This is a genomic window from Cupriavidus gilardii (assembly GCF_008801915.1).
In the GTDB taxonomy this organism is placed as follows: domain Bacteria; phylum Pseudomonadota; class Gammaproteobacteria; order Burkholderiales; family Burkholderiaceae; genus Cupriavidus; species Cupriavidus gilardii.
In genome coordinates this window covers 185,312-211,191 of record NZ_VZOV01000008.1, presented here as the reverse complement: position 1 = coordinate 211,191, position 25,880 = coordinate 185,312, and the positions used below count along the sequence as shown (strand labels likewise).

Here is a 25,880-nt window from a genome sequence, read left to right as displayed (position 1 = left end):
CGGGATGTGCGCCCGGATAATGGAGCCGATGTTGCCGGCACCTCGCCGGACACAATCGGCCAAATCGAAAACGGGCCCGGCGCCTTGCCGGCAATGCCCGCTCATCAGGAGCGCAACGCGAATCGACGATGCATAGCGGAGACCATCGACAGGGCGAGCCGGCGCCCGCCAGCGACAGCCGCCGGCTGCCGCTGGCCGAACTGCGGCACAAGGATCTGAACCTGCTGGTCGTGCTGGCCGCGCTGCTGGAAAGCCGCAGCGTCAGCGAGGCGGCGCGGCGGCTCGACAGCAGCCAGCCGTCGACCAGCCGCATGCTCGAGCGGCTGCGCGAGGAATTCGGCGACCCGCTGCTGATCAAGAGCGCGGCCCGCATGCTGCCGACGCGGCGCGCGCAGGAACTGCAGCAGGCGCTCGACACCGCGCTGCGCACGATCGAGTCGATCTACACGCAGACCGATCGCTACGACCCCGCGCAGGAGGCCGGCTCTTACGCGATCGGCATCAACGACTCGCTGCAGGCGCTGATCGCGCCGGCCTTCCTCGCCAGGCTGCGCCAGGTCGCGCCGCGCGCCCGGGTGCGCATGCATCCGGTGCCGATGCCCAGCGGACTGAGCGCGATGACCAGCGGCGCGATCGACGTGATGGTGGCGTTCTACCCGGTCGAATCGGAAGCATTGCGCTCGGAGCTGCTGTTCAACGCGCCATTCGGCTGCCTGTGCGATGCCGGCAACGTGCAGCTGGGGCAGACGCCCGGCGCCGCGGAGCTGGCGCCGCTGCCGTGCCTGGACATCTCGCAATTCGGCGTGGTCACCCGCATGGTCGACCGCTACTTCGCCAGGCACGGCCAGCAGCGCCAGATCGCCTGTACGATGACCAGCTACCTGGCCGTCGCCGACGCGATCACCGGCACCGACATGTACGCGATGGTGCCGGGCTATCTGGCGCCGGTGCTGTGCCGCCATCCGGGCGTACGCTTCATGGCGATCGACGACCCGGCGCTGGCCATCCCGGTCCATCTGTGCTGGCACAACAATGTCCATACCCATCCCTTCGTCTCCTTGCTGCGCGCGATGCTGACCGAGGTCGCGCGCGGCCTGCCGGTGTAGCGCCGATTCGGTCATCGCGTCATTCCGTCATTCCGTCATTCCGGCTGGATGCCGGCGGCCTGCGCGACGCGCCGGAAGCGCGCGATCTCGGCCTGATGGAAGGCGCGCATCGCCTGCGGGGCATAGGGCATCAGGTCGCTGCCCTTGGTGGCCAGGAAGGCGATCGACTCGGGCGTCTTCAGGATCGACTGCATCGCGCCCGCCAGCTTGTCGGCGATGTCGTCCGGCGTCTGCGCGCGCACGTAGAACGAGACCCAGCTGTATTGCACGTAGTCGGGATAGCCGAGCTCGCGCACCGACGGCACCTCGGGCAGCTCGTGATGGCGCTTCTCGCCCGACACCGCCAGAGCCCGCACCTTGCCCTGCCGGATCAGCGTCAGCGCGCCGCTGGTGTCGACCACCGCCAGATCGAGCTGCCTGCCGATGATGTCGGTCATGATCTGCGCCTGGCCCTTGTACGGAATATTGACCAGCTTGATGCCGGCCAGATTGCCGAACCATGCGGCGGCCAGCCGATACCCCGCCGAATAGGTGCCGACGCTCAGCGGCTTGCTCTTGCCGGCCGCGACCACATCGGCCAGCGTCTTCCACGGCGAATCGACCGGCACCAGGAACACGTTCATGTTCCGGCTCAGGCCCGCCACCGGGCGCAGGTCGGCAAGCGGGTCGTACGGCAGGTTCTTCAGCACGATCGGATTGACCGACAACGGCGAATTGCTGGCCAGCAGGATCGTGTAGCCGTCGGCCGGCGCGCTCTTCAACGCCTGGATGCCGATCACGCCGTTGGCGCCGGGGCGGTTCTCGACCACCACCGGCTGGCCCAGTGCGCGGCCCAGCGCTTCACCGTAGAAGCGGGCCGACGAATCGGAGCCGCTGCCGGAGGTGAACGGCACGATGATGCGCAACGGCCGCGAAGGAAATTCGGCGGCGGACTCCGCGGCGGCGATGCCGCTGGCGACGGCGCTGGTGAAGGCGACGCTGGCCAGCAGCAGCGCCCGAAGCAAACCCGGTACTCGCATCGATGTCTCCTGTAGTGGGCTTGTTTATCCCTGTGATTCCTGTGATCCCTGTGATCCTGCGTTCTTGCGCGATACGTCGCGCGCGCGGTGGCGGCGTGCATGGCCGCCGCGCGGCTCAGGCCGCCTGCGGTGCGGTGACGCGCGGCCACAGCGCGGCGCCGCCGGCGCGGATCGCCCGCGCGCCGATCTCGCGCGCCCAATGCGCCTCGCTGCCGTACTCGGCGCGCCAGCTCCAAAGCCGGCGCGTCGACCAGTGCAGCGAATGCTCGTGCGTGAAGCCGATCGCGCCATGGACCTGGTGTGCGATCGCGGCGGCGCGGCCGGCGGCGTTGCCGCAGATCACCTTTGCCACCATCGCGCTGCCGTCCCAGCCGGGTGCGCGCATCGCCGCGCAGGCGCTGGCCACCGCCATGCGCGCGGCCACCACCTCGTTGGCCAGCATCGCCAGCTGCTGCTGGATCGCCTGGAACTTCGCGATCGGCCTGCCGAACTGGATGCGCTCGGTCGCGTATTGCACGGTCTGGTTCAGCACGCGCTCGAGCACGCCGGCGATCTGGATCGAACGCATCAGCGCACCCAGCGGCGACGGTTGCGGCGATCCGGCGACGGGGCCCAGCATCGCTTCGTCGGCAGGGTTCTCGACCGCCACCGCGGCGGCAGCCAGCGTGTCGTCGAAACGCAGCCGGTCGCGCGGCTCGCCGGCCAGATTGGCGCTCGTTTCGACCCGGCACGCGGCGGTCGGCACCAGCAGCCACACCGCGCGGCCAAACGGCTGCCGATCGATCGCACGGACCACGACGTGGCGCACGTGCCGGCCCCAGGGCACGTCCACCGTGCCATCGAGGCGCCAGCCTTCGGCGCTCGAGCGCGCCACCGGCCGTTCCACTTCGGCATCGGCGACATGCGCGGCCAATGCCATCGGCCCATCGGGCATCGCGATGCCCAGCTGCGCCAGCACCCATCCCGATACCGCGGTGTCGATGAAGGGAATCGGCGCCAGCGTGCGGCTCGCCGCCAGCAGCGCGGGCAGGCCCTGCTGCCAGCCGGCCCCGGCGCCGCCGTCGTCCTCGCCGGCGAACAGCCGCGTCAGGCCGCTGTCCTCCACGGTCCGCCACAGCGCCGCCTGCCATTCGCCGCGCTCGGCCGCTTCGAGCTGCGCGGTGGTGACTTCGTTGCCGAACAGCCGTTGCGCGCTTTCGGCCAGCATCTGCTCGAGCTCGAGTTCGAGTGCCATGTTTCGTTCGCGATCGTTCATCGGACCCCCAGCCCCCTGGCAATGATTCCCCGCAGGATTTCGCGCGTGCCGCCCCGCAGGGAGAACGAGGGCACGGTTTGCGTCAGGTGGCAGTGGGTGGCGACAAACGGCGAGCCGTCCGGGCGCAGTTCATGGCCGAACAGCTGGTGTGCGACCTCGGGGATGCGCTGCTCGAACAGCGCGCCCAGGTCCTTGACGTTGGCCGCGGCCAGTTGCGGGTTCTCGCCGCGATGAAGCATCGCCGCGATGCCGCGCGACATCTGCCGCAGAGTGCTGAGCTCCGCCACCAGATAGCCGAGTTCGACCGCGTGCCGCGGGTCGTCGGCGTCGGCGCGATCGACCATCTCGGCCAGCAGCGCGTAGCTGCTCAGGTAGCGCTCCGGGCCGCTGCGCTCGAACGTCAGCTCGGCGGTGACCTGGGCCCAGCCCTGCCCCGGCTCGCCGATCACCATCCGGTCGGGCACGAACACGTTGTCGAACACCACCTCGTTGAAATGCTCCTCGCCGGCCAGATTGCGGATCGGCCGCACCTGCAGCCCCTCGGATCGCATGTCGATCAGCAGCTGCGACAGGCCCTTGTGCTTGTCGTCGGTGCTGCGGTCAGTGCGCACCAGCGCGATCATGTAGTGCGAGCGGTGCGCGTTCGACGTCCACAGCTTGGTGCCGTTGACGACCCAGCCGCCGTCGACCCGATCGCCGCGCGTGCGGATCGACGCCAGGTCCGAGCCCGAATCGGGTTCGCTCATGCCGATGCAGAAGCGCACCTCGCCGCGCGTGATGCGGGGCACGATCTCGTGCGCCACGTCCGGGTCCGCGTAGCGCATCAGCAGCGGGCCGCTCTGCCGTTCCGCCACCCAGTGGCCGCCCACCGGCGCGCCCGCCGCCAGCAGTTCCTCCAGCACGACGTAGCGCTCCAGCATCGAGCGCTCCTGGCCACCGAAGGCCCTTGGCCAAGTCATGCCGATCCAGCCCCTGGCGCCGAGCGCAAGGCTGAACGCGGGGTCGTAGCCGGACCAGCTCTGCGCGCGCTTCTGCGGCGGGCGGTCGCCGACGGTCTCGGCGAGAAAGGCGCGTACTTGCGCTCGCAATGGCGCGAGATCGCCATCGGGCTGCGCCGGTCGAATCACGATTTGGCTGGCTGTGTCCACTCCCCCTCCTGTCGTTGGTCCACTGCGTACGTCCACAGTCGATGTGCCGGCCAGCTTAGCGACGGCGAGGGCGGCCGCCCATCGCGGCGGCGGCATAACAAAAATCCGCGCCGCCGCCGGTCCGCGCGGATCCTCTTCGCTGCAGCGCTTGCCAACCGGTGGTTTGCATCCCGTCCCCCTCGGGGGGACAGGGGAGCTCTTCATACGGCATGCGCATAAGCGATATGTCCGCGCGACAATTGCCCCGGCCGCCGGTACGCGCTTAGGCTGTGGCCTGGTTCGACAGGGCGGGATCACACCGTCCGCAAGGAGACGGAACGATGCGTTATCAGTGGATGGACATGTGGAAGGTTGCGCGGCGGGCTGCGCTGGCTGCCAGTTCGATGGTCGCGCTGGCGACGTTGTCGCCCTTGCCGGCGATCGCCGGCGATGCGGCGGGCGCGGCCGCGGCCTATCCGGCCAAGCCCGTCAGGATCGTGGTGTCGTTCCCGCCGGGCACGGGCTCCGACAGCACCGCGCGCTTCCTCGCGCAGAAGCTGGAGGCGCGCTTCGGCCAGCCCTTCGTCGTCGAAAACCGGCCCGGCGCCAACAGCTTCATCGCGGCGCAGGCGGTGGCGCGTGCGGACCCTGACGGCTACACGCTGTTCGTCGCCAGCAACTCGCCGATGGCCACCAACGCGGTGCAGTTCAAATCGCTGCCCTACGACCCGGTCAAGGACTTCGCGCCGGTGGCGCGGCTCTATTACGGCGCGATGGTGCTGTCGGTGCCCGCCAGCTCGCCGTATCGCACCGTGCAGGACCTGATTCGCGACGGCAAGGCGCGGCCCGGCAAGCTGAGCTATGGCTCCGGCTCGGCCTCCTACCAGATCGCGACCGAGCTGTTCCTGAAGCAGGCCGGCGTCAAGGCGGTCGCGATCCCGTACAAGGGCGCGGCGCCGGCCGTCGCGGACCTGGCCGGCGGCCAGGTGGACTTCGCGCTGTCGGACTACACCGCCGCGGCGGCGCTGGCGCAGACCGGCAAGACCCGTATCCTGGCCGTCACCGGCGACAAGCGGCTGGACGTGCAGCCCAATGTGCCGACGCTGCAGGAACTGGGCTTCAAGGACTACTACATGATCAACTGGGTCTCGCTGTTCGCGCCGGCCCATACGCCAAGGCCGATCGTCGACAAGCTGAGCCAGGCCGCGGTCGAGATCTTCAACGGCAAGGAGGCCGCCGAGTTCATCGGCCGCACCAATGGCCAGATCTTCGCCGGCGGCGCCGACGTGCTGCGCCAGTTCCAGCTCGACGAGATCAAGCGGTGGTCGGCGGCCGCCACGCTGGCGGGGATTCCCAAGCAATGAGCTCGAGCCGCGAGCTCGAGCAATCAGCGGAGGCGGTGAGGCGCGTCACGGCGCCACCGCCGCCTCCGCTCGATGGGCGCGATGCAGCAGCGCCAGGAACTCCGGCGCATCGGCAATCGCCACCGGCCCGATGCGCCTTGCCGGCACGCCCGGCGTCCATGAGTTCATCACCGCGGCGCCGGACAGCGACGGCAAGTCGGCGAGCCTGATCTCGCGCGTGCGCTGCGCGATGCCGAGCCGGTCCAGCTGACGCTGCACGATGCCCATCGTCGTGCCCGTCAGCATCTCGGCGACCGGCCACACCACCGCCTCGCCGTCCCAGAATGCAAGGTTCCAGATGGACCCCTCGCTGAGTCGCCCCTGACGGTCGACGAAGGCCGCATCGTCGAAGCCTTGCGCGACCGCCTGGCGCAGGTACCAGGTCTTGGCGATTTCGCCGACGTGCTTGATGCCGGGAAGGACGCGCTCGTGCTGGACGGCCTGCAGCGACAGAGGACCGCCGGGGCCCGACGAAGGCGGACCGGTGCGGATCAGCAATCGGGGCGTCCCCGTGCCGTGCGCGGTGAATTCGCCTTCGGGCGAGTACACCGTCGCCGTCAACGAGAGGTCGCCGGGACCCGCCTGCAAGGCGGTCCGCAATTGCCGGCGCACCTGTTCGTCGGACAGCGCGGCGCCGAACAGCGCCGCCGATGCCGATCGCAGCCGGGACAGATGCAGGTCCAGGCCACGAATGCGGCCATCCCTGACCTGCATCGCGGTGAAGTGGGCATAGCCGGCAAACGCAAGCGGCGCCAGGTCGGCCGCCGAGGCGGGCAAGCCATCGAGGTAGGCAATTTGGGAGTTCGGTTCGGCCGGCATTGCGCGCTCCTGGGTGTGATCGTCAAGTAGCGCAAACTTTCGCCCATCGTCCGCTTGTTGGGGAAACGAGAAGTTTTGAACCGATCATCAAGCACGACTTGATGATCGGATGGGCCGGATGCGGCGTGTCAAGCGCAAACCGGACTCCCCGGTGCCGAACCAAAGCCGCCCGCCGGTGGTCTGACAGCCGTTGAACACGCAATCAAGGAGAGCTGCGATGCAATGTCCCGTGTGTACCGAGACCACGCTGGTGATGGCCGAACGCCAGGGCGTCGAGATCGACTACTGCCCGAAGTGCCGCGGCGTGTGGCTCGATCGCGGCGAGCTCGACAAGATCCTGGAGCGCGCCTCCGCCGAGCAGGCACCGGTTGCGCCAGCGCCCCAGGCAGCCGCCGCGCCGCAACGCCCGGTCGATCCGCGTGGCTACGATCGCGGCTACGAGCGCGGCTATCGCGACGACGACCGCTATCGCGAGCAGAAGCACTACCGCAAGAAGAGCATCTGGCACGAGATCTTCGATTGATCGCTTCGATTGCCGGCTGAGATTGCCGGCTTCGACTGCCGCCTTCAATTGCCGGCTTCGATGGGCCGGCTCCGATCGACTGCATCGACCGGCGATCTTCGGTCCCGATGTGACCGCACGGCGCCCCTCGGGGCGCCGTATTTGTCAGAGCGCCTGTCAGAACGCCAGCGTGCGTGCCGCGACGTTGGCGGCGAGATCGGCATCGTGCGTGACCAGCATCAGCGCGCAGTCCGATTCCTGCGCGGCCTCGACGATCAGGTCGATGGTATTGCGCTGCGTCAGCGGGTCGAGCCGCGAGGTCGGCTCGTCGGCGAACAGGAAGGCGGGCCGCAGCAGCAGCGCGCGCAGCAGTGCGAAGCGCTGCAGTTCGCCGCCGGATACCGCGCCCGGCAACCGTGGCAGCAGATCGGCGGACAGGCCGAGCCGTTCCATCCACGGCCGCAGCGGCGCGCGTTCGAGCCGGTGCAGCGCGATCAGGTCGTGCAGCGCGCGCCCCAGCGGAACATGCGGCGCGAACGCGCCGGCCGGGTCCTGATAGAGCTTCTGGTGGCGAACCCGCGCGATGCCGTCGGCGCGGCGCACGCTGCCGCGATCGGCCCGGGCGAGACCGAGCAGCACATTGCCGAGCGTCGATTTGCCGCTGCCGCTCGGCCCGGTGACGGCCACGCGCTCGCCGGCGTGCAGCGTCAGGTCGAGCCCGTCGAACAGCAGATGGTCACCGAAACGCTTGCTCAGCCCTCTGGCGCGCAACACTTCGCCGCCGGTATTGGGCATCGGCCGCCGCGGCCACGCCGCGGGCTCTGCCGCGATCAGCGCGCGCGTGTAGTCGTGCGACGGCGCACCCAGCACCGCGTGGGTCTGGCCGCGCTCGACGACCCGGCCATCGAGCATCACCATGACGTCGCCGCCGAGCGCGCGCGCCACGCCGATGTCGTGCGTGATGGTCAGCACCGCGCAGCCCTGCTCCAGCGCCGCGCGCAGGCGTGCCACCAGATCGTCGCGCCAGGCTCGGTCCAGGCCCTTGGTCGGTTCGTCGACGATCAGGATCGGTGCGTCGCCGGCGCGCGTGATCGCGAACGCCGCGCGCTGCGCCATGCCGCCGGACAAGGCGGTCGGCCAGGCGCCAGCGGCATGTCCAAGCCCGACCGCGTGCAGCGCCTGCGCGGCGTGGTGCGCGGCGCTTTGTCGCGACTCCCCGGCGACCCAGCGGTAGGTCTCCGCCAGTTGCGCATCGACGCGCATCAGCGGATCCAGCGCGAACCACGGCTCCTGTGGCAGCAGCGCCAGCTCGCGGCCCCACAGCGGCCGGCGCGCGCGCAGATCGCCGGCCTCGCAATGCCAGCCATGACCGGCGAGCCTGCCGCTCGCGCGCAATCCGGAGGGCAGCGAGCCCATCACGGCATGGGCCAGCAGACTCTTGCCGGACCCGGTCTCGCCCAGCAATGTCAGCGCGCGCCCCGCCTGCAGCTCGAACGACACCGGCTGCAGCAGCACGCCGTCGGCACTGGCGACAGACAGGCCGGTCACGCCGAGCAGCCGGCCGGCGCGATCGCCGTGCAGGCCGTCGAAAACGAGCTCGTTGCGCGCGTTCATGGCGACACCCCCGCACGCGGCCGATCGTTCAGCAGCGCCAGCGCGAGGATCGCCAGCGCCAGCACCGCGATCGGGCTGGCGATGGCCCACGGCGCCTCGGCGGCATAGGGCAGCAGCTCGGTCATCATCAGGCCGAGCTCGGCCATCGGCGGCTGCACGCCCATGCCGACGAATCCCATCGCGGCCAGCGCCAGCACCGCCGCGCCGAGGCCGAAGCTGCTCAGCGTGCCGAGCACCGGCGCCAGTTCGGGCAGCAGGTGCCGGCGCGCGATATGGAGCGGACCGAAGCCGAGCAGGCGCGCGGCCTCGACATGGTGGCTCTGCAGCACGATCTGCGCACTGGCGCGCGCCACGCGGAAATACTCGACCCACAGCACCAGCGACAGCCCCAGATACAGCGGCCACATCGCGCCCGGCGCCAGCGCGGACAGCAGCAGCACCAGCAGCAGGCCCGGCAGCGCCAGCACCGCGTCGGCCAGCGCGCCGGCCACGCGGTCGACCCAGCCGCCGCGCCATGCGGCAAACAGGCCCAGCAGCGTGCCGGGCAGCGCGGCCGACAGCACGCACAGCAGCGCGAGGCCCAGCGACAGCCGCGTCGCATGCGCGGTGCGGGCCAGCACGCTGCGACCCAGATGATCGGTGCCGAGCGGCTCGGTCATCGTCGGCGCCTGCAGCACGCGGTACAGATCCTGCTCGAACGGTTCGCGCGGGGTGGCCCACGGGCCGGCCACGGCGAACAGGGCCAGCAGCACGATCAGCAGCAAGGCGATTCGCCGCCGCGGCGTGGCAACCGCCGATACGCCCTTCAAGCTCAGGTCGGCCATGTCGCTCATCGCGCCACCCTCGTTCGCAGCCGCGGATCGATCGCCATGCAGGCGAGATCGACCGCGGCGTTCAACGCCACGAACAGCAGGCCCATCGTCAGCGCGGTGCCCTGGATCATCGGCACATCGCGGCCGAAGATCGCATGCACCAGCGCATGGCCGATGCCGGGCCAGGCGAACAGCGTCTCGACCACCACCACACCCTCGATCAGATAGACCAGCTGCACGCCGAGATAGGCAACCACCGGCACCGCGGCATTGCGCACGCCGTGCCGCGCCATCGCGACGCGGTCCGACAGGCCCTTGGTGCGCGCGAACAGCCAGTACGGCGCCGCTACCACGCCGGCCATCGCATCGCGCGCGACACGCATCGCGGTGGCGGCCAGGCCCAGTCCCAGCGTCAGCGCCGGGGCGATCCAGCTGCCGTGCTCGCCGTGGCCGCCGGCCGGCAGCCAGTCGAGTTCGACCGCGAACGCGAGCACCAGCAGCATGCCGAGCACGAACGGCGGCAGCGCGCGCAGCAGCACCGACAGCGCCAGCGTGATGCGATCGGTCTGGCCGCCGGCGTGCCTGCCCGCGGCAAAGCCCAGCGGCAGCGCAATCAGCGTCGACACCGCCAGCGCGGCCAGCGCCAGCCACAGCGTATGGCCAAGCTGATGCGCGATCTCGGCGGTGACCGGTGCCCCGGTCACCGTCGAGGTGCCCAGATCCAGATGCAGCAACCGCGACCACCACGCCAGCAGGCCATCGAACCAGGGCTGGTCGAGTGCCAATTCCGCACGCACCGCGTCGGCAGCCTGCGCCGTCACCATGTCGTAGCCATAGCGGCCGGCGGCGATGCGGAACGCCATGTCGCCCGGCAGCAGCCGCATCATCACGAAGCTGAGGCTGCCGACCAGCGCGGCGACGAACGCGGCCTGCAGGCCGCGCTGGAGCAGCACGCGGGCGAGCAGCCGCGCCGCGGGGCTGGCCCGCCGCCGGCGCACGGCATCGCGCGATGCCGATGCGGATCGGCCCACGCTGGCCGCGGCAAGTTGGGTGGCCTGGGGGTTCGGTGGCGTCATCGGGTCCATTGCAATTCGGTGAGCCGGTAGCTGCGTTCGAACGGGTCGATCGACACGCCCGATAGTTGTGGGCTGGCCGCCAGCGTCTGCTGGTACCAGAGCACCGGCACCAGCGGCAGGCCCTGGTGCAGCGCGCCGGCGATCTGCGCGCGCCATGCCTGCGTACGCACGGCATCGGTGGCCGACGACATCGCCGCGAGGGCGCGTGTCAGCGCCGGCGACGACCAGCCCATCGCGCCCCAATCCGCTCCGTTGCCGTCGGCCGCGCCAAAGTCCTGCGCGATCGTGCCGAACGCATCCGGCACCGCGCCATAGTTGCGCGCAATCAGCGCCATCTGCAGCGTGCCGTCGCGATGGCCCAGCGGGATCTCGCTGGAATTGCCGATCGCCACGCGGACCTGCATGCCGATCAGGCGCAGCTGCTCCTGGATCGCCGCGGCGATCACCGGCAGTTCGGGGCGATCGGGAAAGGTCTGCAGCGTCAGCGCGAAACGCTTGCCGTCGCGCGCCAGCACGCCATCGGCGCCGGGCCGCCAGCCCAGTTCGGCGAGCAGCACTCGAGCGCGTTCGGGGTCGTGCGCGAGCCCCGGCAGATCCGCGCGATGCCAGCCGGCCAGCGTGGGCGGGAACAGCTGCGTGGCGGCCAGCGACGGCTCGCGCAACACCGCCTGCGCGATGCCGCGCCGGTCCAGCGCGAGCGACAGCGCCTGCCGCGCGCGCGGATCGGCGAGCAGCGGATGGCGGGCATTGAGCTTCAGCGCGGTGGTGCGCGGGATCGGCTGCTGCAGCACGCGCACCGCGCCGCCACGCCGCAGCCGCGCCACGCTGCCGGGGTCGAGTCCGTAGGCCAGTTCGGCCTGGCCCGCCTCTGCCATCAGCGCGCGCATCTCGGCGCGGCCGACCGCCAGATAGCTGGCCCGGCGCACCGCGGGGGCCGGGCCTTGCCAGCCGTCGAAGGCTGCCACCGAGAAGCGCTGCGGCGGCTCCAGCGTGACGATGCGGTACGGGCCCGAGCCGACGATCGCGCGGACCGCGCCATCGGCGCCAAAGGACGCGGGCGCAAGGATCTGCGTGCTGCTGTGCGACAGCAGCGCCGGCAGCGCGGGAAACGGTTGGCGCAAACGGATCCGCACCGCCGCGGCAGGCTTGGCGTCGATTGCGCCGTCGGTCGCGCCGTCGGTCGCGTCCTCGATCGCGTCGATCGGTGCCTGCCCGAGCACGCCCGCCGGATGCAGAGCGCGCCGCAGCGCCTGCACGACGTCGGCGGCGCGCACCGGCGAGCCGTCATGGAAGCGCGCGCCCTCGCGCAGCGCAAAGCGCCAGGCGAGCCCGTCGCCGGACACCTGCCAGCGCGATGCCAGTCCGGCGACGGGCCGCGCCTGGGCGTCATAGTCGACCAGCGTCTCGGCGACCTGCATGCGCGCGAACAGATACCCGCCGCGCAGCGGGTCCAGGCTCGACAGCTCCCACGGGCCGATCACGCGCACGGTGCGGTCCGCCGCTGTGCTGGTCATCGCGCCTTCTGCAAGTGCCGGCGACAGCAGCGCGGCCGCGCCGGCGCCCAGCAGGCGCCGGCGGCGTGGCGAACGCGGCGAATCCGGTGAACCGGACGGCATCGATTCGAGCGGGGACATCGTGGCGGACCGTTTCATCGCGTCAATAGCTGAGCCGCAGCCCGAGCCGGACCGTGCGCCCGGCTCCCGGCGCGATCCACAGCGCGCTGTAGGAGCTGGCGTAGTAGTCGCGGTCGAACAGGTTGTGCACGTTCAGCGTCAGCCGGGCCTGCTTGCTCAGCTGCCAGTAGGCGAGCAGATCGACCAGCGTGTACGACGGCAGCGTGAAGCTGTCGGCGGCATCGCCCGCGCGTTTGCCGATGTAGCGCACGCCGGCGCCGACGCCATAGCGTTGCCCCACCGGCGCCGCGTCTTCGTAGACCGCCAGCGCGCTGGCGCTGGTGCGCGGAATATTGCGCAGCGGCGTGCCGGCCGGCAGCCGGGTGTCGGCGGTGATCTCGGCATCGGTCAGCGCGACACTTCCCGACACACGCCAATGCTGGCCGATGCGGCCCGCCACATCGAGTTCGAGGCCGCGGCTGCGCGCCTCGCCGGCGGTGGTCGAGAACGACGGGTCGGCCGGATCGGCGGTCAGCACATTGCGCTTGTGGATCGTGAACGCGCTCAACGTCGCGCCAAGGCGGCGATCGTCGGTCTCGAACTTCAGGCCCGCCTCGACCGCGCGGCCGCGCTCCGGCGTAAAGGGCTCGCCGGCGGCGTTGCTGCCCGGGTTGGGACGGCAGGAGCGGCTGGCATTGGCGAACAGCGTCACATTGTTGCTCGCGAGATAGGCCAGCCCCACGCGCGGCGACACCGCGGTCTGGTCCTGCTCGACGCGCGTGCCGCGCAGGCGGTTGTCCAGCGTCTGCCGGTACGAATCGACGCGCAGCCCGCCCAGCAGGCGCCAGCGCTCGCCCAAGGCAATCTGGTCCTGCGCGTACAGGCCGAGATTGGTCTGCCGCTCGTGCGTATCGGTGTTCGGCAACAACGGCGGCGGAGTCGATCCGTAGACCGGCTCATAGATGTCGATCGGATACGGCGTCGCGGCAGTCGGATTGCCGCGCAACTGCAGCTGGCTGCTGCTGAAGCGATAGGCGTCCAGGCCCACCAGCAGCGTGTGCGACAGCGCTCCGGTGTCGAAGCGCCCGGTCAGATCGGCCTGCAGCGCGGTGTCGTCGGACTGGTAGTCGCGGTATCGGCGCTGGCGCCGCAGCGTGCGATCGTCGGCGGCCAGCGCAAAGGGCTCGGTCGAATACCCCTCCAGCGAGCCGCCGCGATAGGCCAGCGACAGCCGGCCCTTCCAACCCGGCGAGAACTGATGCTCGACGCCGAGCTGATGCGACTGGCTGTCGAGGCGAATGTCGCCATCGCCGGGCTCGCCGAGGAAGGTCCTGCGGCCCACCGCATCGAGGCGGCCGTCGACCGCGACGATGCCGCGGTCCAGCGGCGTGGAGAAGCGCTGCCATTCGCCGGCGTACTGGATCACCGTATCGGCGCCCAGCGTCCACGTCAGCGAGGGCGCCAGCAGATAGCGCTGGCTGTCGACGAAAGCCCGCTGGCTGCCCTGATGATCGCCGACCGCGATCAGCCGGCCAGCGACGTTCTCGCCCAGCGGTCCGGTGACATCCGCGGCGACACGATAACGGTCGCGATTGCCGACTTCCAGCTCGTAGTTCTGCGCCGGCTTGAACTGCGGCTGCTTCGTGACCAGGTTCAGCGTGCCGCCCGGCTCGCCGCTGCCGTACAGCGACGAGGTCGGCCCCTTCAGCACCTCGACGCGCTCGATGGTCGCCACGTCGCGCGGCGCGGTGAAGCCGCGATTGGCAACGAAGCCGTTGACCAGATAGCCGGTGCCGGTGTTCTCGTTGCCGGCGAAGCCGCGCACCGCGAAGTTGTCCCACAGGCCGCCGAAGCTGTCCTGGCGCGCGATGCCGCTGACATAGTCGAACGTCTGCTCCAGCCGCGTCGCGCCGATATCGTCGATCATCGCGCGCGGCACCACGCGCACCGCCTGCGGGACTTCGCGCAGCGGCGTGTCGGTGCGCGTCGCGCCGCCGGCCTCGTCCGGGTTGTACGATGCGGCGCCGGACGTCACCACCGCGACCTCGGGCAGCACCGCTTCGTCGCGCTCCGCGCTGCTGGCCGGTTGGGCCAGCGCGGCATCGGCGAACGCGGCGGCGGCGAACATCGCGGCGGCGAGAGGCGACAGCGGATGGACCGCGCGCAAGGCGCGCGCGGGCGACGGGATCGGCGTGGACATGATCGACGAAGGTGAACGACGGCGCGAAACCGCAATGACGCCATGGCGCCATGCGGCGCCGACGGGTACGCCGCCGGCGTGGAAACCGCAGGCAACGGCAATAGCGGCGACAATACGGTCTGCGGCAACGCTGCAGAGCGAAGCCGCGCCTTATTGAGAACGAATTTTCATTATCATTCTAGCTATGGAACGCATGACCCGTCAACGCGAGGCCGTGCTGGGCGCGCTGCGCGAAGCCGCCCGGCCGCTGAGCCCTGCCGAGATTCTGGCCGCCGCGCAGCGCACGGTGCCGACGCTCGGACTCGCGACGGTCTACCGCAATATCCGCGCCATGCTGCAGGAAGGGGGCCTGGTGGCAGTGCCGCTGCCGGGACAGGCAGACCGCTACGAGGTCGCGGCCGAACCCGACGCGGTCGTGCACAAGCACTATTTCCAGTGCCTGAGCTGCGACCGCGTGTTTCCGCTGGAAGGGTGCCCCGGGCACCTGGAAGAGATCACGCCGCCGGGCTTCGTCGTCGAGCAGCACGAGCTGACGCTGCGCGGCCGCTGCATCGAATGCGCGACGAAGAAGGCGGGGAAACGGCGGGCAAGCTGATACGAAGGGATGTCGTCGTCCCGCGAACGCGGGGACCCAGTGGCATTCAAAGTCGCTGGGTTCCCGCATGCGCGGGAATGACGACGCGAGCGGCGACGGAGTTACGGCTGCGAGATCGCGAACTCGTGCGCGGTGGTGTCGAGCCGCGAGACGCGGCGCTCGACGCGCCGGTCATGATAGGACGAGGCGATCCGCGTGATCTGCAGCAGCGGACCGCCCACCGGCACCTGCAGCAGCCGATGGTCGTCCTCGTCGGCCAGCACCGCGCGCAGGCGCTCCTCGGTGCGGATCACGTTGATGCCGAAGGCGTCCTGATAGAAGTTGTACAGCGTGTTGGGCCGCTCGCGCAGCATCGTCTCGGTCAGCCCGTCGAACAGCGCCTCGGGCACCGTGATCGCATCGGTCATCACCGGCCTGCCGTCCAGCGACAGCACGTTGATGAAGTGGAAGACCCGCTCGCCCGGCGCGATGCCGAGCGCCAGCGCCTCCTCCTTGCTGGCCTTGCCCCGCCGGAACTTCGCCAGGCGCACGCTGGGAAAGGCGCGATGCCCGTCCTCGCGCACCACGCGGAAGAAGCGGAAGAAATGATCCTCCTGGCGATGGGTCGCGACGAAGGTGCCGCGCCCCTGATGGCGGATCATGATGTTCTCGGCGACCAGCTCGTCGATCGCCTTGCGCAGCGTGCCGATCGACACGCCGAAGCGCTCCACCAGCTTGCGTTCGGCCGGAATCGCCTCGCCCGGCTTCCACTCGCCGGCCGCGAGCGCGGCCAGGATGGCCCGCTTGACGTCCTTGTACAGCACGCCGCCGATTGCCGCGCCTGCTTCGAATTCTGCGCCCACCTTCAACGATCTCCCTGACGGATGGATTGGCACGATGCCGGTTCCGTTCCGCCGCCGACTGCGCGGTGGCGGAACGGAACGTCTATATAACATGGATGACTGCCGTCACCCGCCCCACCGCCGTGCTGAAAATCGTTTCGAACGCCGGGGCCGAGCGCTTCGGTCCGGTAGCCGCGCTCGATGCCCGCGTGGACCGCTGCGTTCGGCGCTGGCGTTCCACGCATGCCCTCGACGCTTGAACCCGCCCCCACAAATCGACCTACTCGGCGCGGATGCCCTTCTGGTCGATCAGCCTGGCCCAGCGCGCGACCTCGCCCTGGAAGTAGTCGGTAAAGGGCGCGCTCGCCTGTGGAGCGGGCGAGAAGCCCGCCGCCACGATGCGGTCACGCACCGACTTGACCTCGACCATCTTCGCCACCGCGGTGCCGACCTTGTCGATCACCGGCTTCGGCGTGCCGGCCGGCATCATCAGGCCGGTCCAGTTCTCGACCAGCAGGTCCGGGAAGCCGACTTCGCCAACCGTCGGCACATCGGGCAGCAGCGGATGGCGCTCGCGCGTCGTCACCGCCAGCGCGCGCAGCTTGCCTCCCTTGACGTAGGCCAGCGACTCGGGGAAGTTGGAGAACACCACGTCGATCTGCCCGCCGATCAGGTCCGTCATCGACGGTGCACCACCTTTGTACGGCACGTGCGTCAACTTGGTGCCGGTCAGGCTCTCGAACAGTGCAAGCGTCAGATGCGGCGGCGTGCCGTTGCCGCTGGAACCGGCATTGAGCTTGCCCTTGCGCGCCGCCTCGACCAGGTCCTTCATCGACTGGATCGGCGAGTTGGCCGGCACCACCACGGTCATCGGCGACGAGGCGATCCGCGCGACCGGCACCAGGTCCTTCTGCATGTTGAACGGCAGCTTCGGGAACAGCGTGACGTTGGACGCGTGCGTCATCGTGACGGCCAGCCAGGTGTAGCCGTCGGCCGGCGCCTTGGCCACCTGGTCGGCGCCGATATTGGCGTTGCCGCCCGGCTTGTTGTCGATGACGATCGGCTTGCCCCACTCCTCCGACAGCTGATGGCCGACCATGCGCGCCATGATGTCGGTCAGGCCGCCGGGGGCGAACGGCACCACGTAGCGGATCGGCTTGCTCGGATAGTCGGCGGCCCCCTGGGCCGCCGCAGGGGCGGCCGCGGTGACGGCGGTGATGGCGGACAAGGCAACGGACAACGCGGCCACATGCCGCAGCATGGTGCGAATCAACGGGCGATGCATGGTTTGTCTCCTTTGTTTGCCGCCATCCGTACTTTGCGGACCTCGGCGTATTGGGCGGCCAGCGCGGAGGCCGGCCTGAGCTGACGCTTGCTAGGCCGGACGACCCTCCCCGGCCAGCGCCTCCAGTTCGGCCAGCAGCGGGGCGGGCACGGCGATGCCCTCGCGGCTGGCGCGTTGTTGCGATGCCTCGCGGCGCGCGCCCGGCAGGCGCGTGCCTGGGTCGGCCAACATCGCCGCCAGCAGCGCCTCGACGCGATCGTGATAGACCTGCTCGCCGCTGAACGCCGCCGGATCCAGCACCAGGAAGACCTGGCCGATGCGCGGCCGTCCGCCGGCGTTCTCGAAGAAGGAATCGGCCTCCGCGCCGAATTGCGCGCCGGCCAGGGACACCACCAGCAGCTCGACCAGCAACGCCAGCATCGCGCCCTTGACGCCGCCGGCGGGCAGCATCGAGCCGCGCAGCGCGGCCGCCGCGTCGGTGGTCGGCTCGCCGGCTTCGTCGAGCGCCCAGCCCAGCGGAATCGGCTTGCCGGCCTTGGCTGCGACCATGATCTTGCCGCGCGCGACCTCCGACAGCGACAGGTCGATCACCACCGGCGCCGCGCCGCGGCGCGGAAACACCGCGGCGATCGGATTGGTGCCGAACAGCGGCTTGCGCCCGCCCCAGGCCGGCATGGCCGCCGGCGAGTTGCCCAGCGCGATGCCGATCATGCCGGCGGCGGCGACCGGCTCCAGATGCGAGGCGGCCGCGCCGAAGTGATGGCTGTTGGTGACCGCGGCCACGCTGACGCCGAGTTCGCGCGCACGGACGATCGCCTGCTCGATCGCCATCGCGCAGGCCGGGAAGGCGAAGCCGCATTGGGCGTCGACCAGAAGCGCCGCGCGCCTTTCGCCATTTCGCGCCTGCAGAACCGGCACCGCCGCCCCGTCGACGCGGTCGTGCCGCAGATGCGCGACATACATCGGCACCCGGGACACGCCATGCGAGGCGAGGCCCGCCGCATCGGCGCGCACCAGCGCCGCGGCGGTGGCTTCGGCCTGCAGCGCGCTGGCGCCGGCGCGGCGCAGCGCGGTCTCGGCCAAACGCGTCAGGCGTGCAGCGTCTACCGCTTTCATGTCGGTGGCGCTCATGTCGATGCCTCCTCCAGCGCCTGCCGCACCTGCTGCGCGATCAGCATCGACACGCGCGCATTGGCTTCGCGCGTGACGCCGCCGATATGCGGCGTCAGCACCAGATTGGGCACGCCGTCCAGCGGCGAGCCCGCCGGCAGCGGCTCGCGCTCGAACACGTCGAGCGCGGCGCCGGCCAGATGCCCGTCGCGCAGCGCCTCGGCCAGCGCGGCCTCGTCGACCACGCCGCCGCGGGCGGTATTGATCAATACCGCCCCCGGCCGCATTGCCGCGAGCCGTCGCGCGTCGAGCAGATGCCGGGTCGCCGGCACCAGCGGCACGTGCAGGCTGACCGCGTCAGCTTCGGCGAGCAGCGCATCGAGGCCGCGCGGCGCGACGCCGCTGCGTTGCCAGACCGGATCGTCGTCGCGCAACATCGGATCATGCGCAACCACGCGCATGCCGAAGGCCTGCGCCAGCGCCGCGGTCTGCCGGCCGATATCGCCGAAGCCGATCAGGCCCAGCGTCTTGCCCAGCGCCTCGCGCCCCTCCGACAGCCGCGCGCGCGGCCACTTGCCCTGCATCACCTCGCCGCTGCTCTGATAGCCGCCGCGCAGCAGCATTGCCGCCGTGGTGACGACGTACTCGGCGACCGAGCGCGCATTGGCGCCGGTGGCCGGGATCACGCGGATGCCGCGCGCCCTGCACGATTCGACGTCGATGTTGTCCAGGCCCACGCCGAGCCGCCCGACCACGCGCAGCCGCGGCGCGGCGTCGAGCAGCGCCACATCGACCTGCGTGCGGTTGCGCACGATCAGCGCATCGGCCGCAGGCAGCGCGGCCAGCAGCTCGGCGCGCCGATCGACCCAGTCGGGTTCGTAGCGCAGTTCGAACCCGGGCGTCAGCGCGGCCACCGCCTCCGGGTCCATGAACTCGCTGATGCAGATCCGCTTCATCAGGCCGACTCGTGAATGCGGGTCAGCACGAACTCGCGGTGGCCCAGCGCCTCGGCCGCGGTCCAGCGGCCATTGGCGGTCGCCAGCATGCATTCGAGCAGCTTGTCGCCGGTCTGGTCCAGGTTCAGTTCGCGCTGCAGCAGCCCGGAGCAATCGACGTCCATGTGCTCGCTCATCAGGCGCACGGTACGCGGGTTCGCGCACAGCTTGATCACCGGCACGATCGGGTTGCCGATCACGTTGCCCTGCCCGGTCGGGAAGAAATGCACGACGAAGCCCGAGGCCGCGCACAGCGTCACCATCTCTGCCGCGGCCGACGACGAATCCATGAACCACAGGCCCGGATGGGTCGGCTCCTCGGCCTTGTCGAGCACGCCATCGACGGTGCACTTCTTGCCGATCTTCTGGATGTTGCCCAGCGCCTTCTCCTCGATGGTCGTCAGGCCGCCGGCGATATTGCCCTTGGTCGGCTGCGACTCCGACAGATCAGTGGTCTTCCAGCGGTCGATCATGCTCTGGTAGCGCTCGAACATCGCCATGAACTGGTGGCGGACCTCGTCGTTGGCGCAGCGCGCCGCGACGATATGCTCGCCGCCGGTCAGCTCGGAGGTCTCGCCGAACACCAGTGTGGTGCCGAGCGGATGCAGCTTGTCGAATGCATTGCCGACGGTCGGATTGGCGCCGCAGCCGGAAGTGGTATCCGACTCGCCGCACTTGGTCGATACCCACAGGTCGGCGATCGGACATTCGACGCGATGCAGCGCCGTGGCGTACTGCACGAATTCCTTGGCGGCTTTCGACGCGCGCTTGATGGTCTCGTGATCGCCGTGGCCCTCGATGCCGAAGCCGACCACCGGCTTGCCGGTCTTCGCGATACCGTCGACCACGCGCTTGGTCCAGCCGTCCTCGATGCCGATCACCACCACGGCGGCGACGTTCGGATTGCTGCCGGCGCCGATCAGCGTGCGGAAATGCAGCTCCAGATCCGGGCCGAACTGCAGGCGGCCATAGGGATGCGGAATCGCCATCGTGCCCTTGATGGCATGCGCGACGGCCTCGGCGGCGGCGTTGGACAGGTCGTCCAGCGGCAGGATGATCACGTGGTTGCGGACGCCGACCCGGCCGTTGTCGCGGCGGTAGCCCCAGAAGGTGGTGTTTTGATCGATGATGGACATGGCTTGGTGTTCGGTTCTCGGATGACTGGATCGCCTCGTTGGCGGGAATGGCTGCGAGAGCGGGGATTGCAGGAACGTCCCGCGCGGCCCCGCGGCGGCGCTTACCAGCGCTTGGTCTTGATGTTGTGCACGTGGGCGTGCTCGCCGGCCTTGATCGGCGCGACCACCTTGCCGATGTCGACGCCGTACTTGTAGACCGTGTCGTTCGGCGCCATGTCGCGCAGCGCGACCTTGTGGCCGATCGGGATCGGCTGGCGCGCGGTCACCGTGATGGTGCGGTCCTCATCCATGATCCAGGCGTTCAACTCGGTGCCCGCCTCGATCCCTTCCACCACGGCCACGGCCACCGTGTCCTTGGCGTCGTGCAATACGACGTGAATCATCGTTGTGTCTCCTCTGTGGGTTGGTGCGTGCATCGGATCATAGGTGGTGAAATCATAAAGGTCAACCAACTCATCTATATGAATTAGATGTATATCGATGTGCACTTCTGACGCCCTGGCGCACGCCAACCCGGCTTGCCCTGGAAATGAGAAGCGTTTGCTGTCGCACGGACGGAAGCCGGCGGGCCGACCGAAGATCGGGTTCGCGGAGCTGTCCATGGGCGCGGCCGCCCGGCACCGGCGGGAGATCGGCCCCCCAACCTCCGCTCACAGGGAGAGTCGGTCATGCGTCCGATCAGGCTGCTATTGATGGCATCGCTGCTGCTGAATCTCGCGTTCGTCAGCGCCACCGTGATGGCGGTCCACCGCCTCGGCGGCATCGGCTATCTCGCCTTCAAGCTCAAGCACCGCGACGACGGCTCGGGCTACAGCGCCGGGCGGCTGCAGCATCTGCGCTCGCTCGACGCCACGCTGCCCGCCGGCAAGATCGTCTTCGTCGGCGACTCGATCACCGAAGCCGGGGAATGGGGCGAGTTCCTCGGCCACCACGATGTCGTCAATCGCGGCATCGGCGGCGATTCGACGGCGCGCATCCTCGATCGCATCGAGTCGGTGGCGAAGACGCGGCCGTCCAAGCTGTTCCTGATGGCGGGCATCAACGACCTCGGCGCATTCGACGAGCGCGAGGTGTTCGATCGCTATCGGCAAATCGTCGACACGGTCAAGCGCGTGTCCCCCGGCACGCGGATCTATCTGCAGAGCACGCTGCCGGTCAACCGCGAGATCCGCGACACCGGCCGCGACAATGGCCGGGTGGCGCAGCTCAATGCGCTGCTGGCCGAACTGGCGGCCAGGGACGACCGGGTCGAGTGGATCGACGTGGGCCGCGCGCTGGCCGACCCTGACGGCAATCTGGACAGCGCCTACACCTATGACGGCGTGCATCTGAACGGCGCGGGCTATGCGCGCTGGAAGGCCGTGATCCTGCCGTATCTGCAGGGCACGAGCGTTGCGGCGCGATAGCGCACCGTTGCGCGCGCCGGCGTTCAGGGGGACATGCGCGGCCTGCCAGAACCGGCTTCTGGTATGTTGTGCGTCGCGTCTTGTGCCCGACGCGTTCGTCGCTTCTCCGCCGCCTCCCGGAAGACCCCGCCATGTTCCTGGTGATCGCCCCTTGCCCCGCGTTGGCGCCTTACGTCAACGGCTACTGGTTCGTCCAGGATCTCGAGGGCGTCTACGAAGGGCAGCCGATCGTCACGTGCCCTTACCCGGGCGCGGTGCTGTCGGTCAACTTCGGCCGTCCCAATGCGATGGAGGGCGGCCCGACGGTCCCGAAGGTGTCGCTGCTGGGTTTCCAGTCGGCCAGCCGCCGCTGGCGCTCGTGGTCGGACACGTATTTCGTCATGGCAATGCTCAGCCCGGTGGGGTTGGCTCGGCTGTTTCCGGGCATTGGCGCGGACTGCAAGGATCGCTTGATCGACCTCGCCGCCTGTCTGGGCGACGGGCAGGCCTCCACGCTCGAGGCCGACCTCAGCGCCGCGTGGTCCCCTGTTCGTATCGCCACGCAACTGGACGCCTGGCTGCTGCGGCGCCTCGACGCCATCCGGGCGCCAATGGAACTGCCGGCCCTCGCGGCAGCCCACGCGCTGTTGCGCCAGGGCCGGCAGGTGCAGGACATCGCCCGGCTGACCGCCGTCGATCGCCGCCAACTGCACCGATGGTTCGAGCGGCATCTCGGCCTCGGCCCCAAGCAGCTGATGGACCTGGAGCGGCTGCAGTCGAGCATCCAGGCCGTGCAACGCGGCGATGGAGACGCGCTGTCCGGCTACAGCGACCAGGCACACCAGATCCGCAACTGGCGGCGGCGACTGGGCCGGACGCCGGGCGGCTACGCCCGCGGCGGTCCATCGCCGCTTGCCGAACACTTCGGCGCGCAATCGACTGGCGGCCCGGCGTTCTACCTCTGACGGCGCGACGTCCGGCGTCCCAAACGTTCAATACGGCACGTCCGTGCGGCGGCATCCTGCCGGTGGCACACGACAGCGAGGTACGTATGGACGTTGAAGAGATGGCGCTGGAACGAACGCTGGTCGACTACACCGACGGCGAGACCACTTTCGAGGGTTACGTGGCCCGGCCCACGCGCCTCGGGCCTTCCGCGCCGTGCGTGCTGCTGGCGCACGAGTGGAGCGGCCTGAGCGAACCGATCAAGCGCAACGCCGACCGGCTGGCCGCACTGGGCTACGTCTGCTTCGCCGCCGACGTCTATGGCAAGGGCGTCCGCGGCGACCCGATGGGCGACAACTCGCATCTGATGAATCCGATGCTCGCCGACCGTGCCCTGCTGCGGCAACGGCTGCTGGCGGGATTCGATGCCGCCATGGCGCTCCCCGGCGTCGATCCGGCCCGCATCGCCGCGGTCGGCTACTGCTTCGGCGGCCTGTGCGCGCTCGATCTGGCGCGCGCGGCGCCGCCGAATCTCGTCGCCGCGATCAGCATTCACGGCGTGCTACGGCCGCCACGGATCGGCCGGCAAGGGCCGATTTCCGCAAGCGTGCTGCTGTTGCACGGGTGGGAAGACCCGGTCGCGCCGCCGGCCGATGTGCTGGCCATCGCCAGCGAACTGACCGACGCAGGGGCGGACTGGCAGTTGCATGCCTATGGGCACGCCCGCCATGCCTTCACCTTCGCCGGCGCGAATTTCCCCGAGCGGGGGATCGTCTATGACGCGAAGGCCGACAGGCGCTCGTGGGCGGCGATGAAGGGATTCCTGGCCGAGGCGTTGAAGGCGAAAGCCTAGCGGCAGCGCCCCGACTGTTGAGGCGACTTTCATATACAGGCGCCGCTGAGCGGGAAAAAGGCCCATCCAGTTGCCTTTACCAATTTTCCTTGGCGCGCCCCGCCAAACTCCGCCTTGGTGGATATCTACGTCGTCGCGCAGGAGCTATCGATGGGAAAAAGGAAAGTACTGGACGAGCGGGCCATGCAGCTCGCTGAAGCTCTAATACCTGCGTTGGCCGAATATGCTTTAAGACGAGCCCGCGATCGCGCGTTGACTCTTGGCGGCACGGTCTTGGAAGCGATCGATGGCAAGCTGGTAGAAACAAGCGTCGACGCGAGCCAGCGCTTTATCGCAAATCTGCCACCGGCCACGCCTATCAGGCCGGGGAGTAAGCGCCTTCGGTCGCGCGGCGATTGACCCGACATTGACCGCTGAGGTGGGTTTGCTGGCTTCCTGACATAAAAAACAAGCGGCAGACGCCATGCCGGCATCTGCCGCTACATCTGCGCATCGCGCCGCTTACTTCTGTTGCTGCTGCTTGCGCTCGCGCTGTTGGCCGCCTTGCTGCTGGCCGCCCTTGCTTTGTTGCTGTTGTTGCTGCTGCTTGCTGCCGCTCTTTTGGCCTTGGCCTTGCTGTTGCTGAGTCATGATGGTCTCCGGATGTGCGGACATGACGTCCGGACCCGAATGGATGCATCGAGCGTGCCAGCGGACAGATCCGGCGTGATACCGACGTGAGGAGACCTATCGTCCGCAGCGCAGGCGTCATGCGCTTCGGCAAGGCCGTCGCTAAGGCAGTCGGTGTCGCAGAATCTGCACGAGGTATTGTCAATGCTGCAAACGAGCCTTGGCCTACCGCGGCTACCCCCCTTGCAGCACCTCCGGCGACAGCGTGCCGAGCCAGGCCACCAGCGCCAGGATGGCCGTGGCGCAGCCGGTCTCCAGCCACAGGCTGCGGCGCAGCGCCGCTGCCGCCGAGCGCGCTTCGCCTGAAGCCCGCGCCGCTGCCAGGCGCGGGCTGAGGCGATAGCGGTTCAGGGCGGCAAGCCCCAGCATCGCACCGAACAGCGTCAGCTTCGCCAGCAGCAACACGCCGTAGGGGGTCGAGGCGACGCCGGCCAGCGACGGGCCGACGATCAGCCAGTAGTTGATGGCGCCGGTTGCCACCAGCGTGGCGACGACCAGCGTGCCGACGCGTGCAAACCCGCTGGCGGTGCGGCCCAGCATCGCGATCCGTGCCGGGGTGACGCGCCGGACGCGGGCGGCCATGCCGACGAAGGCCAGCAACGCGCCGACCCAGGTACCGGCCGCCAGCAGATGCGCGATGTCGGCGCCAAGATGAACATGGCGGCGGGCTCCCTCGCCCATGGCGCCGTGGCCCGACCAAGCCAGCGTGGCGAGCGCCACGGCCGCCGCAACGGTCGCCAGGCCCAGGCGAAGCCCGTATGGCAAGCCGCGGAGGCACAAGGCAGGCAACGCGGCAAGCAGCGCCGCCATCCGCACACCCCAGGCCACGCCCCAGTCGGTGGCGCTCAGCACCATGCCGACGGTTTCGCGGTCCAGCTGTGCGTATTCCGCGACGCCCGACAGCGCCTTGGCCATCATCAGCAAATTGCCGGCGGACAGAAGCAGGCCCGCGATCGCGCCACCGGCTGCCGCGTACAGCATCGCCGTGGCGAAGCGCGATCGCCGCTCGTCTCCGCGCAGCCCGTGCACGACAAAAAACGGCAGCCCGAACACCAGCATCAGGTCCAGGTACAGCGCGAATCGCAACAGAACGAGCGGCCAGTCCGGCGGCATCGGGTCACTTCACCTGGAACGAGATCCTGCCGCTGACAGGATGCGTATCCGATCCGACCGCACGCCATTCCAGACGATAGCTGCCCGGCACCAGCGGCTTGGCCGGCGTGACGACCAGCGTCTTCGGATCGTCGCCCGGCGACACGGTGACCGCGATCTTCATCGGCCCATGATTGGCCATGCCCGGCATGCCGGTCATCAGCAGATTGGCGCCGGAAAACTGCCTGACCAGCCCCTCGGAAAACCGCAGTTCGATCCGGTCCGGCGCCGACACCTGGGCGTTATCGGCCGGCGTCGACGACAGCAGCTTCGGATGCGCAAGCGCGGCCTGGGCGATCAGCAGGGTCGCGCCCAGCGACAGCCATTGGATGGTCTTGCGGACAGCGCGCATGGCAGCCCTCCAGAAAGTCGGCAATCGAGACATCGG

General features: G+C 69.6%; 27 protein-coding genes. 9 read left to right on the top strand and 18 right to left on the bottom strand.

All coding sequences use genetic code 11. The features are described 5' to 3' along the window. Nucleotides 1-128: 128 nt before the first annotated feature. A complete protein-coding gene (locus F7Q96_RS12880) occupies nucleotides 129-1,106 on the top strand; it encodes a LysR family transcriptional regulator (RefSeq protein WP_053820964.1) in 978 nt (325 codons plus the stop codon). A gap of 35 nt (nucleotides 1,107-1,141) precedes the next feature. Here F7Q96_RS12880 and F7Q96_RS12875 read toward each other — a convergent pair whose 3' ends face one another. From F7Q96_RS12875 to F7Q96_RS12865, 3 genes are all read right to left on the bottom strand, one after another. Continuing rightward, nucleotides 1,142-2,125 carry a Bug family tripartite tricarboxylate transporter substrate binding protein gene (locus tag F7Q96_RS12875; RefSeq protein WP_232962969.1) on the bottom strand — a complete coding sequence of 328 codons (984 nt, stop codon included), beginning with the start codon at nucleotides 2,123-2,125 and terminating at the stop codon, nucleotides 1,142-1,144. Nucleotides 2,126-2,240: 115 nt separating this feature from the next. Then, nucleotides 2,241-3,359, bottom strand: coding sequence for an acyl-CoA dehydrogenase family protein (locus tag F7Q96_RS12870; protein ID WP_151022777.1), 1,119 nt, complete (start codon nucleotides 3,357-3,359; stop codon nucleotides 2,241-2,243). Between the two features lie 17 nt (nucleotides 3,360-3,376). Next, nucleotides 3,377-4,528 carry an acyl-CoA dehydrogenase family protein gene (locus F7Q96_RS12865; protein ID WP_151022775.1) on the bottom strand — a complete coding sequence of 384 codons (1,152 nt, stop codon included), beginning with the start codon at nucleotides 4,526-4,528 and terminating at the stop codon, nucleotides 3,377-3,379. A 320-nt stretch (nucleotides 4,529-4,848) separates the two neighbouring features. On the opposite strand from F7Q96_RS12865, the gene F7Q96_RS12860 reads away from it, so the two are divergent. Then, nucleotides 4,849-5,871: a Bug family tripartite tricarboxylate transporter substrate binding protein gene (locus F7Q96_RS12860; RefSeq protein WP_144425723.1), complete on the top strand. Its 1,023-nt coding sequence runs from the start codon at nucleotides 4,849-4,851 to the stop codon at nucleotides 5,869-5,871. Nucleotides 5,872-5,916: 45 nt separating this feature from the next. Here F7Q96_RS12860 and F7Q96_RS12855 read toward each other — a convergent pair whose 3' ends face one another. Further along, nucleotides 5,917-6,729 carry an aminotransferase class IV family protein gene (locus F7Q96_RS12855; RefSeq protein ID WP_053820961.1) on the bottom strand — a complete coding sequence of 271 codons (813 nt, stop codon included), beginning with the start codon at nucleotides 6,727-6,729 and terminating at the stop codon, nucleotides 5,917-5,919. A gap of 217 nt (nucleotides 6,730-6,946) precedes the next feature. Between F7Q96_RS12855 and F7Q96_RS12850 the strand changes: the two genes are divergently transcribed. Continuing rightward, complete coding sequence (locus F7Q96_RS12850; protein WP_053820960.1) at nucleotides 6,947-7,252, top strand: TFIIB-type zinc ribbon-containing protein; 306 nt, start codon at nucleotides 6,947-6,949, stop codon at nucleotides 7,250-7,252. A 156-nt stretch (nucleotides 7,253-7,408) separates the two neighbouring features. Here F7Q96_RS12850 and F7Q96_RS12845 read toward each other — a convergent pair whose 3' ends face one another. The 5 genes from F7Q96_RS12845 to F7Q96_RS12825 all read right to left on the bottom strand — a co-directional run bounded on the left by F7Q96_RS12845 (nucleotide 7,409) and on the right by F7Q96_RS12825 (nucleotide 14,546). Then, nucleotides 7,409-8,845: an ABC transporter ATP-binding protein gene (locus tag F7Q96_RS12845; RefSeq protein ID WP_053820959.1), complete on the bottom strand. Its 1,437-nt coding sequence runs from the start codon at nucleotides 8,843-8,845 to the stop codon at nucleotides 7,409-7,411. Continuing rightward, complete coding sequence (locus tag F7Q96_RS12840) at nucleotides 8,842-9,669, bottom strand: ABC transporter permease (RefSeq protein ID WP_249041674.1); 828 nt, start codon at nucleotides 9,667-9,669, stop codon at nucleotides 8,842-8,844. The genes F7Q96_RS12845 and F7Q96_RS12840 overlap by 4 nt, the downstream gene beginning before the upstream one ends. Before the next feature lie 5 nt (nucleotides 9,670-9,674). Then, entirely contained in the window at nucleotides 9,675-10,544 is an 870-nt protein-coding gene (locus tag F7Q96_RS12835; protein ID WP_226994877.1) for an ABC transporter permease, read from the bottom strand. Between the two features lie 185 nt (nucleotides 10,545-10,729). Further along, nucleotides 10,730-12,367 (bottom strand): ABC transporter substrate-binding protein, encoded by a 1,638-nt coding sequence (locus tag F7Q96_RS12830; protein ID WP_226994812.1) that lies wholly within the window; start codon nucleotides 12,365-12,367, stop codon nucleotides 10,730-10,732. A gap of 22 nt (nucleotides 12,368-12,389) precedes the next feature. Continuing rightward, a complete protein-coding gene (locus F7Q96_RS12825; RefSeq protein ID WP_053820957.1) occupies nucleotides 12,390-14,546 on the bottom strand; it encodes a TonB-dependent siderophore receptor in 2,157 nt (718 codons plus the stop codon). A 184-nt stretch (nucleotides 14,547-14,730) separates the two neighbouring features. On the opposite strand from F7Q96_RS12825, the gene F7Q96_RS12820 reads away from it, so the two are divergent. Further along, nucleotides 14,731-15,141 carry a Fur family transcriptional regulator gene (locus tag F7Q96_RS12820; protein WP_053820956.1) on the top strand — a complete coding sequence of 137 codons (411 nt, stop codon included), beginning with the start codon at nucleotides 14,731-14,733 and terminating at the stop codon, nucleotides 15,139-15,141. A gap of 101 nt (nucleotides 15,142-15,242) precedes the next feature. Here F7Q96_RS12820 and F7Q96_RS12815 read toward each other — a convergent pair whose 3' ends face one another. Next, nucleotides 15,243-15,983, bottom strand: a complete 741-nt coding sequence (locus F7Q96_RS12815) for a GntR family transcriptional regulator (protein ID WP_053822951.1) — start codon at nucleotides 15,981-15,983, stop codon at nucleotides 15,243-15,245. Nucleotides 15,984-16,078: 95 nt separating this feature from the next. Between F7Q96_RS12815 and F7Q96_RS26820 the strand changes: the two genes are divergently transcribed. Continuing rightward, nucleotides 16,079-16,222 (top strand): hypothetical protein, encoded by a 144-nt coding sequence (locus F7Q96_RS26820; RefSeq protein WP_158507236.1) that lies wholly within the window; start codon nucleotides 16,079-16,081, stop codon nucleotides 16,220-16,222. Between the two features lie 20 nt (nucleotides 16,223-16,242). Here the strand turns inward: F7Q96_RS26820 and F7Q96_RS12810 are convergent, their stop codons facing one another. The 5 genes from F7Q96_RS12810 to F7Q96_RS12790 form a co-directional block, all read right to left on the bottom strand. Next, a complete protein-coding gene (locus F7Q96_RS12810) occupies nucleotides 16,243-17,247 on the bottom strand; it encodes a Bug family tripartite tricarboxylate transporter substrate binding protein (RefSeq protein ID WP_082371372.1) in 1,005 nt (334 codons plus the stop codon). A gap of 90 nt (nucleotides 17,248-17,337) precedes the next feature. Then, the gene (locus F7Q96_RS12805; RefSeq protein WP_053822950.1) at nucleotides 17,338-18,363 is read right to left on the bottom strand and encodes an Ldh family oxidoreductase; all 1,026 of its coding nucleotides are present in this window, start codon (nucleotides 18,361-18,363) and stop codon (nucleotides 17,338-17,340) included. Between the two features lie 11 nt (nucleotides 18,364-18,374). Beyond that, the gene (locus F7Q96_RS12800; RefSeq protein ID WP_053820954.1) at nucleotides 18,375-19,313 is read right to left on the bottom strand and encodes a hydroxyacid dehydrogenase; all 939 of its coding nucleotides are present in this window, start codon (nucleotides 19,311-19,313) and stop codon (nucleotides 18,375-18,377) included. Continuing rightward, entirely contained in the window at nucleotides 19,313-20,488 is a 1,176-nt protein-coding gene (locus F7Q96_RS12795; protein WP_053820953.1) for a UxaA family hydrolase, read from the bottom strand. Before F7Q96_RS12795 ends, F7Q96_RS12800 begins: the two co-directional genes overlap by 1 nt. A gap of 101 nt (nucleotides 20,489-20,589) precedes the next feature. Next, nucleotides 20,590-20,871 carry a UxaA family hydrolase gene (locus F7Q96_RS12790; protein ID WP_006575911.1) on the bottom strand — a complete coding sequence of 94 codons (282 nt, stop codon included), beginning with the start codon at nucleotides 20,869-20,871 and terminating at the stop codon, nucleotides 20,590-20,592. Between the two features lie 285 nt (nucleotides 20,872-21,156). Here F7Q96_RS12790 and F7Q96_RS12785 point away from each other — a divergent pair, with 285 nt between their 5' ends. The 4 genes from F7Q96_RS12785 to F7Q96_RS12770 all read left to right on the top strand — a co-directional run bounded on the left by F7Q96_RS12785 (nucleotide 21,157) and on the right by F7Q96_RS12770 (nucleotide 24,070). Continuing rightward, a complete protein-coding gene (locus F7Q96_RS12785; RefSeq protein WP_053820952.1) occupies nucleotides 21,157-21,894 on the top strand; it encodes a GDSL-type esterase/lipase family protein in 738 nt (245 codons plus the stop codon). 131 nt (nucleotides 21,895-22,025) lie between these two features. Further along, nucleotides 22,026-22,838: a helix-turn-helix domain-containing protein gene (locus tag F7Q96_RS12780; RefSeq protein ID WP_053820951.1), complete on the top strand. Its 813-nt coding sequence runs from the start codon at nucleotides 22,026-22,028 to the stop codon at nucleotides 22,836-22,838. A gap of 86 nt (nucleotides 22,839-22,924) precedes the next feature. Then, entirely contained in the window at nucleotides 22,925-23,671 is a 747-nt protein-coding gene (locus F7Q96_RS12775) for a dienelactone hydrolase family protein (RefSeq protein WP_053820950.1), read from the top strand. A 114-nt stretch (nucleotides 23,672-23,785) separates the two neighbouring features. Then, nucleotides 23,786-24,070, top strand: a complete 285-nt coding sequence (locus tag F7Q96_RS12770) for a hypothetical protein (protein WP_151022771.1) — start codon at nucleotides 23,786-23,788, stop codon at nucleotides 24,068-24,070. A gap of 102 nt (nucleotides 24,071-24,172) precedes the next feature. On the opposite strand, the gene F7Q96_RS27395 is transcribed toward F7Q96_RS12770, so the two are convergent. The 3 genes from F7Q96_RS27395 to copC all read right to left on the bottom strand — a co-directional run bounded on the left by F7Q96_RS27395 (nucleotide 24,173) and on the right by copC (nucleotide 25,844). Beyond that, nucleotides 24,173-24,301 (bottom strand): hypothetical protein, encoded by a 129-nt coding sequence (locus F7Q96_RS27395; protein ID WP_257720532.1) that lies wholly within the window; start codon nucleotides 24,299-24,301, stop codon nucleotides 24,173-24,175. Between the two features lie 213 nt (nucleotides 24,302-24,514). Beyond that, nucleotides 24,515-25,453 carry a copper homeostasis membrane protein CopD gene (gene copD / locus F7Q96_RS12760; protein WP_053820949.1) on the bottom strand — a complete coding sequence of 313 codons (939 nt, stop codon included), beginning with the start codon at nucleotides 25,451-25,453 and terminating at the stop codon, nucleotides 24,515-24,517. 4 nt (nucleotides 25,454-25,457) lie between these two features. Continuing rightward, nucleotides 25,458-25,844, bottom strand: a complete 387-nt coding sequence (copC, locus tag F7Q96_RS12755) for a copper homeostasis periplasmic binding protein CopC (RefSeq protein ID WP_151022769.1) — start codon at nucleotides 25,842-25,844, stop codon at nucleotides 25,458-25,460. Nucleotides 25,845-25,880: the final 36 nt, after the last annotated feature.

Excerpts from the sequence above, each read along its gene's own strand:
- F7Q96_RS12780 (WP_053820951.1), top strand. The coding sequence starts at position 22,026 with ATGTTCCTGGTGATCGCCCCTTGCCCCGCGTTGGCGCCTTACGTCAAC.
- F7Q96_RS12820 (WP_053820956.1), top strand. The coding sequence starts at position 14,731 with ATGGAACGCATGACCCGTCAACGCGAGGCCGTGCTGGGCGCGCTGCGC.
- F7Q96_RS12775 (WP_053820950.1), top strand. The coding sequence starts at position 22,925 with ATGGACGTTGAAGAGATGGCGCTGGAACGAACGCTGGTCGACTACACC.
- F7Q96_RS12785 (WP_053820952.1), top strand. The coding sequence starts at position 21,157 with ATGCGTCCGATCAGGCTGCTATTGATGGCATCGCTGCTGCTGAATCTC.
- F7Q96_RS12850 (WP_053820960.1), top strand. The coding sequence starts at position 6,947 with ATGCAATGTCCCGTGTGTACCGAGACCACGCTGGTGATGGCCGAACGC.
- F7Q96_RS12860 (WP_144425723.1), top strand. The coding sequence starts at position 4,849 with ATGCGTTATCAGTGGATGGACATGTGGAAGGTTGCGCGGCGGGCTGCG.
- F7Q96_RS12825 (WP_053820957.1), bottom strand. The coding sequence starts at position 14,546 with ATGTCCACGCCGATCCCGTCGCCCGCGCGCGCCTTGCGCGCGGTCCAT.
- F7Q96_RS12875 (WP_232962969.1), bottom strand. The coding sequence starts at position 2,125 with ATGCGAGTACCGGGTTTGCTTCGGGCGCTGCTGCTGGCCAGCGTCGCC.
- copC (WP_151022769.1), bottom strand. The coding sequence starts at position 25,844 with ATGCGCGCTGTCCGCAAGACCATCCAATGGCTGTCGCTGGGCGCGACC.
- F7Q96_RS12845 (WP_053820959.1), bottom strand. The coding sequence starts at position 8,845 with ATGAACGCGCGCAACGAGCTCGTTTTCGACGGCCTGCACGGCGATCGC.
- F7Q96_RS12855 (WP_053820961.1), bottom strand. The coding sequence starts at position 6,729 with ATGCCGGCCGAACCGAACTCCCAAATTGCCTACCTCGATGGCTTGCCC.
- copD (WP_053820949.1), bottom strand. The coding sequence starts at position 25,453 with ATGCCGCCGGACTGGCCGCTCGTTCTGTTGCGATTCGCGCTGTACCTG.
- F7Q96_RS12870 (WP_151022777.1), bottom strand. The coding sequence starts at position 3,359 with ATGGCACTCGAACTCGAGCTCGAGCAGATGCTGGCCGAAAGCGCGCAA.
- F7Q96_RS12840 (WP_249041674.1), bottom strand. The coding sequence starts at position 9,669 with ATGGCCGACCTGAGCTTGAAGGGCGTATCGGCGGTTGCCACGCCGCGG.
- F7Q96_RS12805 (WP_053822950.1), bottom strand. The coding sequence starts at position 18,363 with ATGAAAGCGGTAGACGCTGCACGCCTGACGCGTTTGGCCGAGACCGCG.
- F7Q96_RS12880 (WP_053820964.1), top strand. The coding sequence starts at position 129 with ATGCATAGCGGAGACCATCGACAGGGCGAGCCGGCGCCCGCCAGCGAC.
- F7Q96_RS12790 (WP_006575911.1), bottom strand. The coding sequence starts at position 20,871 with ATGATTCACGTCGTATTGCACGACGCCAAGGACACGGTGGCCGTGGCC.
- F7Q96_RS12835 (WP_226994877.1), bottom strand. The coding sequence starts at position 10,544 with ATGATGCGGCTGCTGCCGGGCGACATGGCGTTCCGCATCGCCGCCGGC.
- F7Q96_RS26820 (WP_158507236.1), top strand. The coding sequence starts at position 16,079 with ATGACTGCCGTCACCCGCCCCACCGCCGTGCTGAAAATCGTTTCGAAC.
- F7Q96_RS12810 (WP_082371372.1), bottom strand. The coding sequence starts at position 17,247 with ATGCATCGCCCGTTGATTCGCACCATGCTGCGGCATGTGGCCGCGTTG.
- F7Q96_RS27395 (WP_257720532.1), bottom strand. The coding sequence starts at position 24,301 with ATGACTCAGCAACAGCAAGGCCAAGGCCAAAAGAGCGGCAGCAAGCAG.
- F7Q96_RS12830 (WP_226994812.1), bottom strand. The coding sequence starts at position 12,367 with ATGTCCCCGCTCGAATCGATGCCGTCCGGTTCACCGGATTCGCCGCGT.
- F7Q96_RS12800 (WP_053820954.1), bottom strand. The coding sequence starts at position 19,313 with ATGAAGCGGATCTGCATCAGCGAGTTCATGGACCCGGAGGCGGTGGCC.
- F7Q96_RS12795 (WP_053820953.1), bottom strand. The coding sequence starts at position 20,488 with ATGTCCATCATCGATCAAAACACCACCTTCTGGGGCTACCGCCGCGAC.